This window comes from Enterobacter sp. PI-10 (assembly GCF_027947695.1).
Classification (GTDB): Bacteria; Pseudomonadota; Gammaproteobacteria; order Enterobacterales; family Enterobacteriaceae; genus Enterobacter; species Enterobacter vonholyi.
The window spans coordinates 1-16302 of the sequence record NZ_JAJNOG010000014.1; the positions used below are offsets into that span (position 1 = coordinate 1).

Sequence of the window (16302 nt, forward strand, 5' to 3'; positions counted from 1 at the left end):
AGGGCGATTGCGCGCGTGGAGCAGCACTTTGCGATTCACGCGCTGGAAATTGACCGTACCGACGGCATCAGCATGGCGTTCCCGCAGTGGCGCTTTAACCTGCGCTCGTCCAATACCGAGCCGGTGGTGCGCCTAAACGTGGAGTCACGCGCTGACACGGCGCTGATGGAAGAGAAGACGCAAGAAATTCTGGCTTTGCTCCGGAAGTGAGGGTCTGCCGCCAGCGTATATCTGGCGGCTTGACTGTACCTGGATTGTGCAATCAGTGTGACATAGATCAGCAAAAGCTATTCATGTCACCTAATACTGAGTTAACATCTCAACCACATTTCAAGCCGCGCATAAGCCGTGGTGACCACACCTGACAGGAGTATGTAATGTCCAAGCAACAGATCGGCGTTGTCGGTATGGCAGTGATGGGGCGCAACCTGGCGCTCAACATCGAAAGCCGTGGTTATACCGTCTCCGTTTTCAACCGCTCCCGTGATAAGACCGAAGAAGTCATTGCCGAGAACCCAGGCAAGAAACTGGTTCCTTTCTATACGGTGAAAGAGTTCGTTGAGTCTCTGGAGACGCCTCGTCGTATCCTGTTAATGGTGAAAGCGGGCGCAGGTACCGATGCAGCTATCGACTCCCTGAAGCCTTACCTCGAAAAAGGTGACATCATCATTGATGGTGGTAATACCTTCTTCCAGGACACCATTCGTCGTAATCGTGAACTTTCTGCTGAAGGCTTTAACTTCATTGGTACCGGTGTTTCCGGTGGTGAAGAGGGCGCTCTGAAAGGCCCATCCATCATGCCTGGCGGCCAGAAAGAAGCATACGAACTGGTTGCGCCTATTCTGACTAAAATCGCTGCTGTTGCAGAAGATGGCGAGCCGTGTGTGACTTATATTGGTCCTGACGGTGCCGGTCACTATGTGAAAATGGTGCATAACGGCATCGAATACGGCGACATGCAGCTGATTGCTGAAGCTTATTCCCTGCTGAAAGGCGGTCTTAACCTTTCTAACGAAGAGCTGGCTGAAACCTTTACCGAGTGGAACAAAGGCGAACTGAACAGCTACCTGATCGACATCACCAAAGATATCTTCACTAAAAAAGATGAAGAAGGTAAATACCTGGTTGATGTGATTCTGGACGAAGCAGCGAACAAAGGCACCGGTAAATGGACCAGCCAGAGCTCTCTGGATCTGGGCGAACCGCTGTCACTGATCACCGAATCCGTCTTCGCGCGTTACATCTCTTCCCTGAAAGAGCAGCGCGTTGCGGCATCTAAAGTGCTGTCTGGCCCTCAGGCTAAACCAGCGGGTGATAAAGCCGAATTCGTTGAAAAAGTGCGTCGTGCACTGTACCTGGGTAAAATCGTCTCTTACGCGCAGGGCTTCTCTCAGCTGCGTGCGGCATCAGACGAGAACAACTGGGATCTGAATTACGGTGAGATCGCGAAGATCTTCCGCGCGGGCTGCATCATTCGTGCGCAGTTCCTGCAGAAAATCACCGATGCCTATGCTGAAAACGCCGGTATCGCCAACCTGCTGCTGGCACCGTACTTCAAGAAAATTGCTGACGAATATCAGCAGGCGCTGCGTGATGTGGTTGCCTACGCTGTCCAGAACGGTATCCCGGTTCCGACCTTCTCTGCTGCAGTAGCCTACTACGACAGCTACCGTGCGGCTGTTCTGCCAGCTAACCTGATTCAGGCACAGCGTGACTACTTCGGTGCGCATACTTACAAACGTACCGATAAAGAAGGCGTGTTCCATACCGAATGGATGGAATAAGTTAACTTACTCGCTGTCATCAAAACCCGGAGCCTGTCTCCGGGTTTTTTTATGCAAAAAATGTCGCCTGTTATTCGAAGTAGTCTGAATCTCGCCCCGCTCGTAGTGATTACTCCTGGTTTGCCTTGACAGTTCAGTTTGCCAGGAGGTACAAAGCCCAACAGTTATGTTTATCGCGATGGTCTGGTGGCCATCAGTACAGTTAACTCACAGAAGTCATTAGCGAATGAAAATAACAATCTCCGGAACAGGGTATGTCGGTCTTTCTAACGGCATTCTGATTGCCCAGAATCATGAAGTGGTTGCGCTGGATATCGTGCAGGCCAAAGTGGATATGCTCAATCAGAAAAAATCGCCGATTGTGGATAAAGAAATCCAGGACTATCTCAGCAATAAATCGCTGAATTTCCGCGCCACGACAGATAAAGAAGATGCATACCGCGATGCGGATTACGTCATCATTGCGACGCCTACTGACTACGATCCTAAAACCAACTATTTCAACACCTCAACGGTAGAAGCGGTAATCAAAGACGTTATCGCGATCAACCCTGATGCGGTGATGGTGATTAAATCGACCATCCCTGTCGGTTTTACCAAATCCATTAAAGAAAAATTCGGTATTGATAATATCTTCTTCTCGCCGGAATTCCTGCGTGAGGGGAGAGCGCTTTACGATAACCTGCATCCTTCGCGTATCGTTATTGGCGAACGTTCTGAGCGCGCTGAACGTTTTGCTGCGTTGCTACAGGAAGGGGCGCTGAAGAAAGATATTCAGGTGCTGTTTACCGACTCCACTGAAGCTGAGGCGATCAAGCTCTTCGCGAATACCTATCTGGCAATGCGAGTGGCTTATTTCAATGAACTGGACAGCTACGCAGAGAGCCTCGGACTGAATACCCGTCAGATTATTGAAGGGGTATGTCTCGACCCACGCATTGGCAACCACTATAACAACCCGTCATTTGGCTACGGTGGCTATTGCCTGCCAAAAGACACTAAGCAACTGCTGGCAAACTATCAGGCGGTGCCGAATAATCTCATTTCGGCGATTGTTGATGCGAACCGTACCCGTAAAGATTTCATCTCTGACTCCATCCTCGCGCGTCAACCCAAAGTGGTGGGCGTATATCGTCTGATCATGAAGAGCGGTTCCGATAATTTCCGCGCCTCTTCTATTCAGGGGATCATGAAGCGCATTAAAGCCAAAGGGGTTGAGGTTATCATCTATGAGCCTGCCATGCCGGACGATCAGTTCTTCAATTCTCGTGTGATCCGCGACCTGGATGCATTCAAGAAAGAAGCCGATGTCATCATTTCAAACCGCATGGCTGAAGAACTGGCTGACGTAGCGGACAAAGTCTATACCCGAGATCTCTTCGGTAGCGACTAATTCTCTTGCTCCATAAAAAACCCGGCGGATAAGCCGGGTTTTTTATTTTCAGACTTTGTAAAACTCGCGGTACCAGTTAACGAAGTTTTTCACTCCATCCTTAACCGAGGTTTGCGGTTTAAATCCGATCACCTCATAAAGAGCCTGGGTATCGGCACTGGTCTCCAGAACATCCCCTGGCTGGAGAGGCAGCATGTTTTTCTCTGCTTTTGTACCCAGTGCTTCTTCCAACGCGGTAATGTAGTCCATAAGTTCGACCGGCGAGCTGTTACCAATGTTGTAAACGCGATACGGCGCGGAGCTGGTCGCCGGGGAACCGGTCTCAACGGTCCAGTCTGCATTAGCCTGAGGAATGACATCCTGCAGACGAATAATGGCTTCGGCGATGTCGTCGATGTATGTGAAGTCGCGCTTCATTTTGCCGTAGTTGTAAACGTCGATGCTTTTGCCTTCAATCATCGCTTTGGTGAATTTAAACAGTGCCATATCCGGACGGCCCCATGGACCATACACGGTAAAGAAGCGCAGCCCGGTGGTCGGCAAGTTGTAAAGATGCGAATAGGTGTGCGACATCAACTCGTTGGCTTTTTTAGTCGCGGCATAGAGCGAGACCGGATGATCCACGGAGTCGTCAGTGGAGAAAGGCATCTTGCGGTTGAGACCGTATACGGAGCTCGACGAGGCATACAGAAGATGCTGAACATTGTTATGGCGACAGCCTTCCAGCACGTTGAGATGCCCAATAAGGTTGGCATCAGCATACGCGTGCGGGTTTTCCAGGGAGTAGCGCACACCCGCCTGCGCGGCAAGATGAATCACACGGTCAAACTTCTCAGACGCGAAAAGCGTGGCCATACCTTCCCGGTCGGCTAATTCCAGCTTGTGAAAGGTGAAACGCTCAGATTTTAACAGTTCCAGGCGTGCCAGCTTCAGGTTGACATCGTAGTATTCATTGAGGTTATCGATACCGACAACCTGATGACCAGCCTCAAGGAGGCGTTTACTGACATTCGCACCGATAAAACCTGCGGCACCCGTGACCAAAAATTTCATAGCTTCCCTCATAAACCCTATTCTTTAGATGCCGTAACGCATCACATGGCATCTATGATAGCGCGAAGGGGGTTGTTTACATAACCCATCTTTCCGATATTACTCATCGGATTCTTATAGAAAAATCGCCAGTAATCGTTAAACTATACAAACTTAATTATGTTTGCCCTTTTTTTATCAGTTAGGGATTGTATGACGCAAAACAATAATAGCCAGGTCATCCGAAGCAATGATCCTGAGCAAATTGATTTACTTGATTTAGTGTTCCAGCTGTGGCGTGGGAAGTGGGTGATAGCAGCCTTTGTTGTTGTTTGTATCGCCCTGGCAATTGGATATATCTCTGTCGCAAAGGAAAAATGGACCTCAAGTGCGATTATTACGCAACCAGATGCGGCTCAGATTGCCAGCTATTCTAATGCGTTAAATATCCTGTATGGTACCGCAGCACCTACAATGGTTGACAACCAAACGCGCGCAATTGGCCGTTTTAACGCCTCATTCTCGGCATTGTCACAGGCGCTCGAAAATCAGGCTGTGCCTGAAAAACTTATCATTGAGTCAACGGTTAAAGGGCAGCCGCTCCCGTTAAGTGTCTCTTATACCAGTACTTCTGCAGACGCTGCGCAAAAGCAGCTGGCGCAGTTCATTCAGCAGGTTGATGAGCAAACAGCTAAAGAGCTCGCCGCTGACCTTAATGACAATATTAAGGAGCAGATCAAGACCCTGAAGGATTCTCTGAAAAACCAGGAGAGGGTAGCTCAGGAGCAAAAAGATCTGCGTATAAAACAGATTGCTGAGGCGTTGAAGAACGCAGAAGCGGCAAAAATTACCTCGCCGCAGCTTCAGCAAACCCAGGAAGTGACTCAGGAAACGATGTTCCTGCTGGGAAGTGAGGGGCTGAAATCAATGATTGACAACGAAGCTTCTCTCCCGTTGGTCTTCCCAAGAGCCTATTATCAGACCAGGCGAAATCTACTGGACATCCAGAATATGAACGTAAACCCGGAAACGATCCACGTTTACCGTTATGTTATGAAGCCGGAACTCCCTGTACGTCGTGACAGCCCGAAAAATGCGATAGTTCTAATTCTGGCCGTGCTGCTGGGTGGAATAATTGGTTCTGGAGTGGTGCTTGGCCGCAACGCATTGCGCAACTACAAACCAAAAGCCTGATTTGCAGATAAAAAAAACCGGGGATATTCCCCGGTTTTTTTTATTTGTGCCGTTTGCGAAGATTTTCAATCACCGCCGTCAAATCCAGCTCCTGATCCTGCAGCAGCACCAGCAGGTGATACATCAGGTCCGATGCCTCATTCGTCAGCTCCTCGCGGTCATGCACCGTCGCGGCCAGCGCGGTTTCCACGCCTTCTTCACCCACCTTCTGCGCAATACGCTTGGTTCCGCTGGCGTACAGCTTCGCGGTATACGAACTTTCAGGGTCAGCCGTTTTACGCTCTGCCAGCAGCTGTTCCAGTTGATACAGGAACAACCACTGGTGGCTCGCCTCGCCGAAGCAGCTGCTTGTGCCCTTATGGCAGGTTGGGCCGATTGGGTTTGCCAGCACCAGCAGGGTGTCGTTATCGCAGTCTGGCGTAATGCTCACTGCATTCAGGAAATGACCCGAGGTCTCGCCTTTGGTCCACAGGCGCTGTTTCGTGCGGGAGTAGAAGGTCACTTTGCCGCTGCCGAGCGTTTTCGCCAGCGCGTCCTGGTTCATATACCCCAGCATCAGCACTTCGCCTGAGACGGCATGCTGGACAACCACCGGCAGTAATCCGTCCGTTTTTTCCCAGTCCAGCTGCGCCTGTTGTTGCTCTGTTAACATACCCTGATCTCCACGCCCTGGTCGGCCAGGTACGTTTTTAACTCACCAATATTAATAATCTGCTTGTGGAACACGGAAGCGGCCAGCGCGCCGTCCACGTTCGCATCGCGGAAGGCTTCCAGGAAATGTTCCATGGTGCCCGCGCCGCCGGAGGCAATCAGCGGAACGTGGCAGACCTCACGAACTTTTTTCAGCTGTTCGAGGTCATACCCGTTACGCACGCCATCCTGATTCATCATGTTGAGGACAATCTCGCCAGCGCCACGCTTTTGCACTTCCTGCACCCAGTCGAGCGTTTCCCACTGCGTCACGCGCGTGCGGCTTTCATCCCCCGTGTACTGGTTGACGTGATACTTGCCCGTTGCGGCGTCATACCAGGTGTCGATCCCGACCACAATACACTGCACGCCAAAACGATCGGCGAGGCGGGTAATGAGCTCCGGGTCGGCCAGGGCAGGGGAGTTGATGGAAATCTTGTCGGCGCCAAACGAGAGAATTTTGGCGGCGTCGTCAGCGGACTTAATTCCGCCCGCCACGCAGAACGGAATGTCGATCACTTCCGCCACGCGTTCCACCCAGCTTTTGTCGACCACGCGGCCATCGCTGGACGCGGTAATATCGTAGAACACCAGCTCGTCTGCGCCTTCATCAGCATAGCGTTTTGCCAGCGGAACGATGTCGCCAATGATCTCGTGGTTGCGGAACTGCACGCCTTTCACGACCTGGCCGTCACGTACGTCCAGGCAAGGGATTATCCGTTTTGCCAGCATTGAATAGCCTCCGTCACAGTAAATTTACCTTCCAGCAGAGCCCGGCCCACAATCACACCCTGCACACCGGTACCGCGCAGCGCGGCTACGTCGCCTATGTCACCGATACCGCCGGAAGACTGGAACGCTATCTGCGGATAACGCGCACAAACCTCTTCATAAAGCGAGACGTTGGAGCCAGCCAGCGTGCCGTCGCGGGAGATGTCAGTGCATAACACGTGCTTCAGGCCAACGGGCAGATAGATATCAACCAGCTCTTCCAGCGTCACGCCGGAGTTTTCCTGCCAGCCGCTGACGGCCACCTGCTTGTTGTCCTGTTCGTCAATACGCACGTCCAGCGCCAGTACAAGGGCGTCGGCGCCAAAGCGGCGGAACCAGCCCTTCACCGTCTCAGGATCTTTCACGGCGGTTGAACCTACCACCACGCGGGCCACGCCAGCGTCCAGCAGCGCCGCGACGTCGTCTTCCGTACGCACGCCGCCGCCAACCTGTACCGGCACATCAACACCCGCAATAAGTTGTTTAAGCAGCGGGATCTGGCGTTTCGCCGGGTCTTTCGCGCCAGTCAAATCCACAAGATGCAGTACCTGCGCACCCTGGGCGGCATAATCCTGCAGACGCGGCAGCGGATCGTTTCCGTAGTCTCGCTGCTGCCCGTAATCACCCTGATGCAGACGGACAACCGTACCGTCAATTAAATCTAACGCGGGAATAATCATCACATCTCCAGGAAGTTTTTCAGCAGCTGCGCGCCCGCGGCGCCAGAGCGCTCCGGGTGAAACTGCACGCCGAAGAAATTATCTTTCTGTACGGCTGCCGTAAACGCCTCGCCGTAAGTGCACTGGGCGATCGTATTCACGTTCACCGGCATGGCGTAGCTGTGCACGAAGTAAAAATACGCGCCGTCTTCGATGCCGCGAAACAGCCTGTCGCCCGCTTTGGCGTACACGCGGTTCCAGCCCATATGCGGCAGAGGCAGACCGTGATCAGTCATTTTCGGCACGTCTTCGTCAATAATGCCCAGCAGGTCAACGCCGTTATTCTCTTCGCTGCGGCGGCCCAGGATCTGCATGCCCAGGCATATGCCCAGCACCGGCTGGGTACAGGCCTTGATCAGATCGATCAGATCGCGTTCGCGAATCTGATCCATTGCAGCCTGCGCGGTACCTACGCCCGGTAAAAAGAGTTTGTCGGCTCGCAGCACCACGTCCGGGTCACGGCTCACCGCCGGCTCGTAGCCGTGGCGCGCAATGGCCGATTTCACGGAGTTAAGGTTGGCGCATCCGGTATCCAGAATCACCACATTCATTACAGCACTCCTTTTGATGAGGGCAGGGCGTCACCTTCCACGCGAATTGCCTGGCGCAGGGTACGACCAAAGGCTTTGAAGAGACTCTCAACGCGGTGGTGGTCGTTCTTACCTTTGGTCTTCAGGTGCAGCGTCAGGCCCATGGTATAAGACAATGAACGGAAGAAGTGCTCCACCATTTCAGTGCTCAGATCGCCCACGCGCTGGTAATTGAAGTCTGCTTTATATTCCAGGTGCGGGCGACCGGAGATGTCCATGGCGCAGCGCGCCAGACACTCGTCCATCGGCAGGACAAAGCCAAAACGGTTGATGCCGCGTTTATCACCGAGCGCAAGCTTCAGTGCTTCACCCAGCGCCAGGCCGGTATCTTCCACGGTGTGGTGATCGTCAATGTAGAGATCGCCTTTTACCGTAATTTCCATGCGGAAACCGCCGTGGGTGGCAATCTGGTCGAGCATGTGGTCGAAGAAACCTACTCCAGTGTGGATCTTGCTGCCGCCTTCGCGGTCCAGCCAGATCTTCACATCAATCTGCGTCTCTTTAGTGTTACGTTCAACGTGCGAGTAGCGGTCGCGTTTTGTCAGCTGCTCGCCAATCATCGTCCAGTTCAGGTTGTTGCGGTCGTATCGCAGTCCCGCGATGCCCATGTTTTCCGCCAGCGTAATATCGGTGATGCGATCGCCGATAACATAGCTGTTGGTTTTATCCAGCGCATCTTCAGCCAGGTAGCGCTCAACCAGCTTCACCTTTGGCTTACGGCAGTCGCACTCGTCGGCCGGCATGTGCGGGCAAATCAGCACCTCATCAAATACCACGCCCTGAGAGGTCAGCACCTGCATCATTAAATTATGCGGGCCGTCAAAGTCTGCCTGCGGGAAGCTGTCGGTACCCAGACCGTCCTGATTGGTGATCATCACCAGCCTGTATCCGGCTTTTTGCAGCTTGAGCAGCACCGGGATCACGTCCGGTTCAAAGGCCAGCTTGTCGAATCGATCGACCTGAAAATCGGCTGGTGGCTCCGAAATAAGGGTGCCGTCACGATCGATAAAAAGGATCTTCTGGGTCATACTTTCTCCGCTTTCAGGGCGTCAATTACGCGCTGGCTCTCTGCGCGGGTGCCGACGGTAATGCGCAGGCACCCGCTCAGAGAAGGTTGTTTATTCTGGTCTCGTAAGATAATGCCCTGATCCCATAAAGATTTAAATACGGCACTCGATGCGGTGAAGCGTACCAGGATGTAGTTGGTTTCCGAGTCGAACACCTGCTCCACGCACGGGATATCCTTCAGGGCAGTCACCAGATACTGACGTTCCTCCAGGATTTGCGCCACGCGCTCGCGCATCGCGTTGATCCCCTGAGGCGTCAGCGCCTGTGCCGCAATATCGGCTACCGGCGTCGAGAGGGGGTACGGAGCGATCACCTTCAGCAGCAGGTCGATGACCTCTTTATTCGCCAGCGTAAAGCCGCAGCGCAGGCCCGCAAGGGCGAAAGCCTTCGACAGCGTACGCAGCACCACCAGGTGCGGATACTCTTCCAGCCAGCCAGCCAGCGTCGCCTGCGGGCAGAACTCGATATAGGCTTCGTCGGCCACCACCAGCGCTTTACCGCGCGTCATCTCCAGCAGGGTGCGGATATCCTGCGGGTTAATAATCTGCCCGGTCGGGTTGTTTGGACTGCAGACAAAGACGACTTTAACGCCCTCAAGATTGTCGGCAATGCCCTGCAGATCCAGCTGCCAGTTCTCCAGTGAGAGCACGTTGCGGCACGCCACGCCGAAGGTTTCCGCGCTGACGCTGTACATGCCGTAGGTCGGCTGGCAGTACATGACGGCGTCTTTGCCCGGCTCGCAGAACGCGCGGATCAGCAGCTCAATACCCTCATCCGCGCCGCGGCTGACCAGCACCTGATCTGGCTTCACGCCAGCATACTGCGCGTAGTTTTCGATTACCGCCTTCGGCTGACACTCCGGATAACGGTTCAGCGTTTGCTGCGACAGCTCAAACTGCACCGCAGTCGGGAATTCGTTAGCATTCAGCCAGACATCCCCTTTGCCGCCCAGACGACGCGCAGACTGGTAAGGCGTCAGGCGACGGACATTTTCGCGGGCTAATTCTTCAATGTTCATGCTTGCTCCTTCAGGGCTGCAACGCGCAGCGTAACGGCATTTTTGTGGGCGGTCAGGCGCTCGGCGGCAGCCAGGGTTTCAATGGTCGAGGCCAGTGAGGCAAACCCTTCGCGGGAGAGTTCCTGCACGGTCATGCGCTTCTGGAAATCCGCCAGGCCGAGGCTGGAACAGGTTGAGGTGTAGCCGTACGTGGGCAGCACGTGGTTGGTGCCGGAGGCGTAATCGCCCGCTGACTCCGGTGACCAGTCGCCGAGGAACACCGAGCCCGCGCTGGTAATGCTGTCGACCAGATCGCGCGCGTTGCGGGTCTGAATGATCAGGTGCTCCGGACCGTACTGGTTGGAGATGGCAATACACTGCTCCAGATCGCGCGCCACAATCAGGCGGCTGGCCGCTAACGCCTGGCGTGCCGTTTCGGCGCGAGGCAGGTCGGCAAGCTGACGCTCAACGGCTTCGCCCACGCGTTTTGCCATATTGGCGTCCGGCGTCAGCAGGATGACCTGCGAGTCCGGGCCGTGTTCCGCCTGTGAAAGCAGGTCGGATGCCACGAAATCCGGCGTTGCGCCGCTGTCGGCAATCACCAGCACCTCAGACGGGCCGGCAGGCATATCGATGGCCGCGCCGTCCAGACGCTGGCTGACCTGGCGCTTGGCTTCGGTCACATACGCATTGCCCGGACCAAAGATTTTGTCGACCTGCGGAATGGATTCCGTGCCGAACGCCAGGGCAGAAATCGCCTGCGCGCCACCCACTTTATAGACCGCCTGCACGCCGCACAGCTTCGCCGCGTAGAGGATCTCGTCGGCAATCGGTGGCGGCGAGCACAGCACCACTTTCTGACACCCGGCAATCCGCGCGGGAGTTGCCAGCATCAGTACGGTGGAGAAAAGCGGCGCAGAGCCGCCGGGAATATAGAGGCCGACGGAGGCAACCGGGCGGGTTACCTGCTGGCAACGCACGCCGGGCAGGGTTTCGACATCTACGGTCTGCAGCTTCTGCGCGGTGTGGAATGTATCAATGTTTTTCACCGCAACAGCCATTGCCTGCTTGATGTCGTCACCCAGACGATTGCTGGCATCAATGATTTCCTGCTCGGTAACCTGTAATGCGCCGACTTCCGTCTTATCAAACTTCGCACTGTATTCACGCAGCGCGTCATCGCCACGGGCTTTGACGTTATCCAGGATTTCTGCCACTGTGAGCGAGATGCTTTCAGAGGCGGAAATCGCCGGGCGCATCAGGAGCTCGCGCTGCCGTGCGTCGCTACAGGTATTCCAGTCGATGATTGTGTTAAAGCTCATGGCCATTACTCCATCATCTTCTCAATCGGCAGCACCAGGATGGAGCTTGCACCCAGCGCCTTCAGTTTTTCCATGGTTTCCCAGAACAGGGTTTCGCTGCTCACCATGTGCATCGCCACGCGCTGCTGATCGCCCGCCAGCGGCAGGATGGTTGGGCGCTCGGCGCCCGGCAGCAGGGCAATCACTTCATCCAGGCGCTCGGTTGGGGCGTGCATCATGATGTATTTGGATTCACGCGCCTGAATGACGCCCTGAATGCGGGTCAGCAGCTTGTCAATCAGCTGCTGCTTGGCATCCGCCATCTCCCCGTCGCGCTGAATCAGGCACGCTTTGGAGCGGTAGATCACTTCCACTTCGCGCAGGCCGTTCGCTTCAAGCGTCGCGCCGGTAGAGACCAGGTCACAGATGGCGTCCGCCAGACCCGCACGCGGCGCCACTTCAACGGAGCCGTTCAGCAGGCAGGATTTAAACTGCACGCCTTTCTGATCCAGATAACGCTTTAACAGGTGAGGGTAGGAGGTGGCAATACGTTTGCCGTTCAGCGCGGCCGGACCGTCCCAGGCTTCATCAACCGGCGTTGCCAGCGACAGGCGGCAGCCGCCGAAGTCCAGACGACGCAGGGTGAAGTAACGCGGATCTTCGCCCTGCGCGCGGCGGGTCAGCAGCTCTTCTTCCAGCACGTTTTCCCCGATGATGCCGAGGTCAACGACGCCATCCATGACCAGGCCGGGAATATCGTCATCACGCACGCGCAGAATGTCGATGGGCATGTTTTCAGCCAGAGCAATCAGGCGCTGGGTGTGCAGGTTAATTTTAATCCCGCAGCGGGCCAGCAGTTCGCGTGAATCGTCACTCAAACGGCCTGATTTTTGAATAGCTATGCGTAAACGTGAGTTATCTAACATTCTTTATTCCTCGTTAACCTGTTTTAACCTGTCTGAATTTGGTCCAAAAAAAAAGCCCCCGGAAGAAGATCTTCCGGGGGCTTTTTCATGCGTTCATGCACCACTGGAAGATCCAAACGTCTTCCAGCACACATCGCCTGAAAGACTAGTCAGGATGATGGTGATGATGGTGGTGTTTAAATTGAACGCGTGTCATATAAATTCTCGATGAATGCTTATTCATTTGATGTCTTTTAACCTAAACCAGTTGTACGACATATTGCAAGGGCTTTTTTTGATCATTAATTCATTTCATATTGATGCTATGAATTGTGTGTTCTGCCGGGCTGGCGTAGCCTTATGAAAGACGAGTGAGAGTCAGGAGAATTCGCATGAAAAAGGTCGCGATTGTCGGTTTAGGATGGCTGGGAATGCCGCTGGCGATGTCATTAGCCGCGAAAGGCTGGCAGGTGACCGGGAGCAAGACCACCCGAGATGGGGTCGAAGCGGCGCGCATGTGCGGTATTGATGGCGTTGAACTGCGTCTGGAGCCGGAGCTGGTGTGTGATGCGGACGATCTGGACACGCTGATGAACGTGGATGCGCTGGTGATTACGCTACCCGCGCGGCGCAGCGGACCGGGCGAATCATTTTATCTGCAGGCGATGCAGGAGATTGTCGACAGCGCGCTGGCGCATCACGTACCGCGCATTGTTTTCACCAGCTCGACGTCGGTCTATGGCGATGCTGAAGGTGTGGTAAAAGAGAGCTCCGAGCGCCGTCCCGTTACGGCGAGCGGTCAGGTCCTGAAAGAGCTGGAAGACTGGCTGCATAATCTTCCCGGCACGCAGGTTGATATCCTTCGTCTGGCGGGATTGGTGGGGCCTGGACGCCATCCGGGACGCTTTTTTGCCGGAAAGACGGCGCCAGACGGCCAGCACGGCGTGAATCTTGTCCATCTTGAGGATGTTATTGGCGCGATTGAGTTACTCTTACAGGCTCCGAAAGGCGGACACATCTATAATATATGTGCACCGTCTCATCCAGCGCGCAGCACCTTTTACCCGCTGATGGCACGTCAGCTTGGCCTGGCTCCGCCGGTCTTTAGTGAGGCAAAAGATGACAGCAAAGGCAAAATTGTTGATGGCAATCGCATTTGTCATGAGCTGGGGTTTGAGTATCAGTATCCCGATCCGCTGGTGATGCCCATGGAATAAGACCAGCAGCGGAGACGATCGCACACCAGAAGGGGGCGAGCATGAAACCGCTGCTGGATGTTCTTATTATTCTGGATGCACTGGAAAAAGAGGGGAGCTTTGCCGCTGCGTCGGCAAAGCTCTACAAAACCCCGTCTGCGTTGAGCTATACCGTTCAAAAACTGGAAAGCGATCTCAATATTCAGATCCTCGATCGCTCCGGGCACCGCGCACGTTTTACCCGAACCGGACAGATGCTGCTGGAAAAAGGCCGCGAAGTTCTGCATACCGTTCGCGAGCTGGAAAAACAGGCTGTTAAGCTCCATCAGGGATGGGAAAACGAGCTGGTTATTGGCGTGGATGATACCTTTCCATTTTCTCTCCTGACGCCGCTGATTGAAGCTTTTTATCAACATCACAGCGTGACCCGTCTTATCTTTATAAATGGCGTGCTGGGTGGCTCCTGGGATGCTTTAACCCAGGGCAGGGCGGATATTTTTGTCGGTGCACTCCATGAGCCTCCCCAGCTGAGCGATTTTGGTTTTGCCCGGCTGGGCGTGCTGGAGCAGGTATTTGCCGTGGCGCCCCATCATCCCCTGGCTCAGGAGCCTGAGCCGCTTAACCGCCGCGTGATTAAAGGCTACCGCGCGATTGTGGTGGGGGACAGCTCTCGTCCGGAATGTTCGGCCTCCTCACAGCTGCTTGATGAGCAGGAGGCCATCACCGTTTTCGACTTTAAAACCAAGCTGGAGCTGCAAATAAGCGGCCTGGGCTGCGGCTATTTGCCCCGCTATCTGGCGCAGCGGTTTATTGACAGCGGTGCGCTTGTTGAAAAACAGGTACTTGCTCAAAACAGCCATGAGTCGGTGTGGGTGGGCTGGAATGAACAGACCGCCGGGCTGGCCAGTGCCTGGTGGCGCGACGAAATTTTAGCAAATAGTGCTATCGCCGCTGTTTATGCTCAGGGCAGCGTCGAGAAATCAGCCAGTTAGCAAAAAGAAAATTACCCGCTGCGTTGCAAAGTATTGCCTTTTGTATCCGATGTGGGGCAAAATGCCGCCGCTGCAACCAAATGAATAATCGACGATATAAAAGGCGTCGGTTATTTTTTTTTGCATGTACGAAACGAAACTAAAAACCAAGAGGCCGGGCTTCGTACCGGATAGATATTTACTAAAATCCGACAGTTGTTGTCGCTGAGGAAGAAACAAATGGGGCAATTTTTCGCTTACGTGGCGGTTATCACCTTAAAGGAGAATAACTATGTCGCATAACGCAACTCCAAACACCTCTCGCGTGGAATTACGTAAAACGCTTACGTTGATTCCGGTTGTTATGATGGGCCTGGCCTATATGCAACCGATGACGCTGTTCGATACATTCGGTATCGTATCAGGCCTCACAGACGGTCATGTGCCGACGGCTTACGGCTTCGCGCTGATTGCGATCCTCTTTACCGCGCTGAGCTACGGTAAGCTGGTTCGCCGCTATCCGTCTGCCGGTTCCGCCTACACTTATGCACAGAAATCCATCAGCCCGACGGTTGGCTTTATGGTGGGCTGGTCTTCGCTGCTCGACTACCTGTTCGCGCCGATGATCAACATTCTGCTGGCAAAAATCTATTTTGAAGCGCTGGTGCCATCGATTCCATCCTGGATGTTCGTCGTGGCGCTGGTGGCCTTTATGACGGCCTTCAACCTGCGCAGCATTAAGTCTGTTGCCAACTTTAACTCCGTTATCGTTGTGCTTCAGGTTGTCCTGATTGCCGTTATTCTTGGCATGGTAATCTATGGCGTGTTCCACGGTGAAGGTGCTGGTACGCTGGCGAGTAGCAAACCGTTCTGGTCTGGTGATGCGCATGTGATCCCGATGATTACCGGGGCAACAATTCTGTGCTTCTCCTTTACCGGTTTTGACGGGATCAGCAACCTGTCTGAAGAAACGAAAGATGCAGAGCGCGTGATTCCTCGCGCCATCTTCCTGACGGCGCTGATTGGCGGTCTGATCTTTATTTTCTCGACCTATTTCCTGCAGCTGTACTTCCCGGATATCTCTCGCTTCAAGGATCCGGATGCGTCTCAGCCAGAAATCATGCTGTATGTGGCGGGTAAAGCGTTCCAGGTTGGCGCGCTGATCTTCTCCACCATCACCGTACTGGCATCCGGTATGGCCGCGCATGCAGGCGTTGCGCGTCTGATGTACGTAATGGGCCGCGATGGCGTATTCCCGAAAAGTTTCTTCGGCTACGTGCATCCAACCTGGCGTACCCCGGCGATGAACATCATCCTGGTCGGTGCGATTGCGCTTCTGGCAATTAACTTTGACCTGGTGATGGCAACGGCGCTGATTAACTTTGGTGCGCTGGTGGCGTTCACCTTTGTTAACCTGTCGGTTATCTCTCAGTTCTGGATCCGTGAAAAGCGTAACAAAACGCTGAAAGATCACTTCCAGTATCTGTTCCTGCCGATGTGCGGTGCCCTGACCGTGGGCGCGCTGTGGGTTAACCTGGAAGAGAGCTCGATGGTGCTTGGCCTGATTTGGGCGGGTATCGGCCTGATTTACCTGGCCTGCGTTACGAAGAGCTTCCGTAACCCGGTTCCGCAGTACGAAGACGTCGCGTAAGACTGTGTCGGGTGGCGGCTACGCCTTACCCGACCTACAA

The 16302-nt window shown here is 54.2% G+C and carries 17 protein-coding genes, 1 pseudogene and 1 other annotated feature; of the genes and pseudogenes, 8 read left to right on the forward strand and 10 right to left on the reverse strand.

What is annotated here, in order from left to right:
• From LRM19_RS20405 to ugd, 3 genes and pseudogenes are all read left to right on the forward strand, one after another.
• Positions 1-210: pseudogene (locus LRM19_RS20405) on the forward strand (phosphomannomutase CpsG); the annotation flags it as partial.
• A gap of 167 nt (positions 211-377) precedes the next feature.
• Positions 378-1784 carry an NADP-dependent phosphogluconate dehydrogenase gene (gndA, locus tag LRM19_RS20410; protein ID WP_028013772.1) on the forward strand — a complete coding sequence of 469 codons (1407 nt, stop codon included), beginning with the start codon at positions 378-380 and terminating at the stop codon, positions 1782-1784.
• Between the two features lie 226 nt (positions 1785-2010).
• Complete coding sequence (gene ugd, locus LRM19_RS20415; RefSeq protein ID WP_133294762.1) at positions 2011-3177, forward strand: UDP-glucose 6-dehydrogenase; 1167 nt, start codon at positions 2011-2013, stop codon at positions 3175-3177.
• Between the two features lie 48 nt (positions 3178-3225).
• On the opposite strand, the gene LRM19_RS20420 is transcribed toward ugd, so the two are convergent.
• Positions 3226-4230 carry an NAD-dependent epimerase gene (locus LRM19_RS20420; protein WP_271369705.1) on the reverse strand — a complete coding sequence of 335 codons (1005 nt, stop codon included), beginning with the start codon at positions 4228-4230 and terminating at the stop codon, positions 3226-3228.
• Positions 4231-4422: 192 nt separating this feature from the next.
• Between LRM19_RS20420 and wzzB the strand changes: the two genes are divergently transcribed.
• Positions 4423-5403 carry an LPS O-antigen chain length determinant protein WzzB gene (gene wzzB / locus LRM19_RS20425; RefSeq protein WP_271369706.1) on the forward strand — a complete coding sequence of 327 codons (981 nt, stop codon included), beginning with the start codon at positions 4423-4425 and terminating at the stop codon, positions 5401-5403.
• A gap of 40 nt (positions 5404-5443) precedes the next feature.
• Here the strand turns inward: wzzB and hisIE are convergent, their stop codons facing one another.
• The 9 genes from hisIE to hisL form a co-directional block, all read right to left on the reverse strand.
• Positions 5444-6055, reverse strand: a complete 612-nt coding sequence (gene hisIE / locus LRM19_RS20430; RefSeq protein ID WP_271369707.1) for a bifunctional phosphoribosyl-AMP cyclohydrolase/phosphoribosyl-ATP diphosphatase HisIE — start codon at positions 6053-6055, stop codon at positions 5444-5446.
• Complete coding sequence (gene hisF / locus LRM19_RS20435) at positions 6049-6825, reverse strand: imidazole glycerol phosphate synthase subunit HisF (RefSeq protein WP_111966136.1); 777 nt, start codon at positions 6823-6825, stop codon at positions 6049-6051. The genes hisIE and hisF overlap by 7 nt, the downstream gene beginning before the upstream one ends.
• A complete protein-coding gene (gene hisA / locus LRM19_RS20440) occupies positions 6807-7544 on the reverse strand; it encodes a 1-(5-phosphoribosyl)-5-[(5-phosphoribosylamino)methylideneamino]imidazole-4-carboxamide isomerase (protein WP_271369708.1) in 738 nt (245 codons plus the stop codon). The genes hisF and hisA overlap by 19 nt, the downstream gene beginning before the upstream one ends.
• Positions 7544-8134, reverse strand: a complete 591-nt coding sequence (gene hisH / locus LRM19_RS20445) for an imidazole glycerol phosphate synthase subunit HisH (RefSeq protein WP_115875775.1) — start codon at positions 8132-8134, stop codon at positions 7544-7546. Before hisH ends, hisA begins: the two co-directional genes overlap by 1 nt.
• Positions 8134-9201 (reverse strand): bifunctional histidinol-phosphatase/imidazoleglycerol-phosphate dehydratase HisB, encoded by a 1068-nt coding sequence (hisB, locus tag LRM19_RS20450; RefSeq protein WP_271369709.1) that lies wholly within the window; start codon positions 9199-9201, stop codon positions 8134-8136. Before hisB ends, hisH begins: the two co-directional genes overlap by 1 nt.
• Positions 9198-10259 carry a histidinol-phosphate transaminase gene (gene hisC, locus LRM19_RS20455; RefSeq protein WP_115875773.1) on the reverse strand — a complete coding sequence of 354 codons (1062 nt, stop codon included), beginning with the start codon at positions 10257-10259 and terminating at the stop codon, positions 9198-9200. Before hisC ends, hisB begins: the two co-directional genes overlap by 4 nt.
• On the reverse strand, positions 10256-11560 hold the full coding sequence (hisD, locus tag LRM19_RS20460) for a histidinol dehydrogenase (RefSeq protein ID WP_115876080.1): 1305 nt from the start codon (positions 11558-11560) through the stop codon (positions 10256-10258). Before hisD ends, hisC begins: the two co-directional genes overlap by 4 nt.
• 5 nt (positions 11561-11565) lie before the next feature.
• A complete protein-coding gene (gene hisG, locus LRM19_RS20465; protein ID WP_000886595.1) occupies positions 11566-12465 on the reverse strand; it encodes an ATP phosphoribosyltransferase in 900 nt (299 codons plus the stop codon).
• 46 nt (positions 12466-12511) lie between these two features.
• Positions 12512-12635: a sequence feature (His leader region), on the reverse strand.
• Positions 12611-12661 carry a his operon leader peptide gene (gene hisL / locus LRM19_RS20470; protein WP_001364200.1) on the reverse strand — a complete coding sequence of 17 codons (51 nt, stop codon included), beginning with the start codon at positions 12659-12661 and terminating at the stop codon, positions 12611-12613. (Overlaps the previous feature by 25 nt.)
• A gap of 175 nt (positions 12662-12836) precedes the next feature.
• On the opposite strand from hisL, the gene LRM19_RS20475 reads away from it, so the two are divergent.
• From LRM19_RS20475 to plaP, 4 genes are all read left to right on the forward strand, one after another.
• Entirely contained in the window at positions 12837-13661 is an 825-nt protein-coding gene (locus LRM19_RS20475; protein WP_271369710.1) for an SDR family oxidoreductase, read from the forward strand.
• 41 nt (positions 13662-13702) lie between these two features.
• The gene (locus tag LRM19_RS20480) at positions 13703-14632 is read left to right on the forward strand and encodes a LysR substrate-binding domain-containing protein (protein ID WP_115875771.1); all 930 of its coding nucleotides are present in this window, start codon (positions 13703-13705) and stop codon (positions 14630-14632) included.
• 219 nt (positions 14633-14851) lie between these two features.
• A complete protein-coding gene (yoeI, locus tag LRM19_RS21255; RefSeq protein WP_111966150.1) occupies positions 14852-14914 on the forward strand; it encodes a membrane protein YoeI in 63 nt (20 codons plus the stop codon).
• Positions 14904-16262 (forward strand): putrescine/proton symporter PlaP, encoded by a 1359-nt coding sequence (gene plaP / locus LRM19_RS20485; RefSeq protein ID WP_023312362.1) that lies wholly within the window; start codon positions 14904-14906, stop codon positions 16260-16262. The genes yoeI and plaP overlap by 11 nt, the downstream gene beginning before the upstream one ends.
• Positions 16263-16302: the final 40 nt, after the last annotated feature.

Bases quoted from the DNA above. Each gene is read 5' to 3' on its own strand.
- gndA (WP_028013772.1), top strand. From the start codon at position 378: ATGTCCAAGCAACAGATCGGCGTTGTCGGTATGGCAGTGATGGGGCGC.
- ugd (WP_133294762.1), top strand. From the start codon at position 2,011: ATGAAAATAACAATCTCCGGAACAGGGTATGTCGGTCTTTCTAACGGC.
- LRM19_RS20420 (WP_271369705.1), bottom strand. From the start codon at position 4,230: ATGAAATTTTTGGTCACGGGTGCCGCAGGTTTTATCGGTGCGAATGTC.
- wzzB (WP_271369706.1), top strand. From the start codon at position 4,423: ATGACGCAAAACAATAATAGCCAGGTCATCCGAAGCAATGATCCTGAG.
- hisIE (WP_271369707.1), bottom strand. From the start codon at position 6,055: ATGTTAACAGAGCAACAACAGGCGCAGCTGGACTGGGAAAAAACGGAC.
- hisF (WP_111966136.1), bottom strand. From the start codon at position 6,825: ATGCTGGCAAAACGGATAATCCCTTGCCTGGACGTACGTGACGGCCAG.
- hisA (WP_271369708.1), bottom strand. From the start codon at position 7,544: ATGATTATTCCCGCGTTAGATTTAATTGACGGTACGGTTGTCCGTCTG.
- hisH (WP_115875775.1), bottom strand. From the start codon at position 8,134: ATGAATGTGGTGATTCTGGATACCGGATGCGCCAACCTTAACTCCGTG.
- hisB (WP_271369709.1), bottom strand. From the start codon at position 9,201: ATGACCCAGAAGATCCTTTTTATCGATCGTGACGGCACCCTTATTTCG.
- hisC (WP_115875773.1), bottom strand. From the start codon at position 10,259: ATGAACATTGAAGAATTAGCCCGCGAAAATGTCCGTCGCCTGACGCCT.
- hisD (WP_115876080.1), bottom strand. From the start codon at position 11,560: ATGAGCTTTAACACAATCATCGACTGGAATACCTGTAGCGACGCACGG.
- hisG (WP_000886595.1), bottom strand. From the start codon at position 12,465: ATGTTAGATAACTCACGTTTACGCATAGCTATTCAAAAATCAGGCCGT.
- LRM19_RS20475 (WP_271369710.1), top strand. From the start codon at position 12,837: ATGAAAAAGGTCGCGATTGTCGGTTTAGGATGGCTGGGAATGCCGCTG.
- LRM19_RS20480 (WP_115875771.1), top strand. From the start codon at position 13,703: ATGAAACCGCTGCTGGATGTTCTTATTATTCTGGATGCACTGGAAAAA.
- plaP (WP_023312362.1), top strand. From the start codon at position 14,904: ATGTCGCATAACGCAACTCCAAACACCTCTCGCGTGGAATTACGTAAA.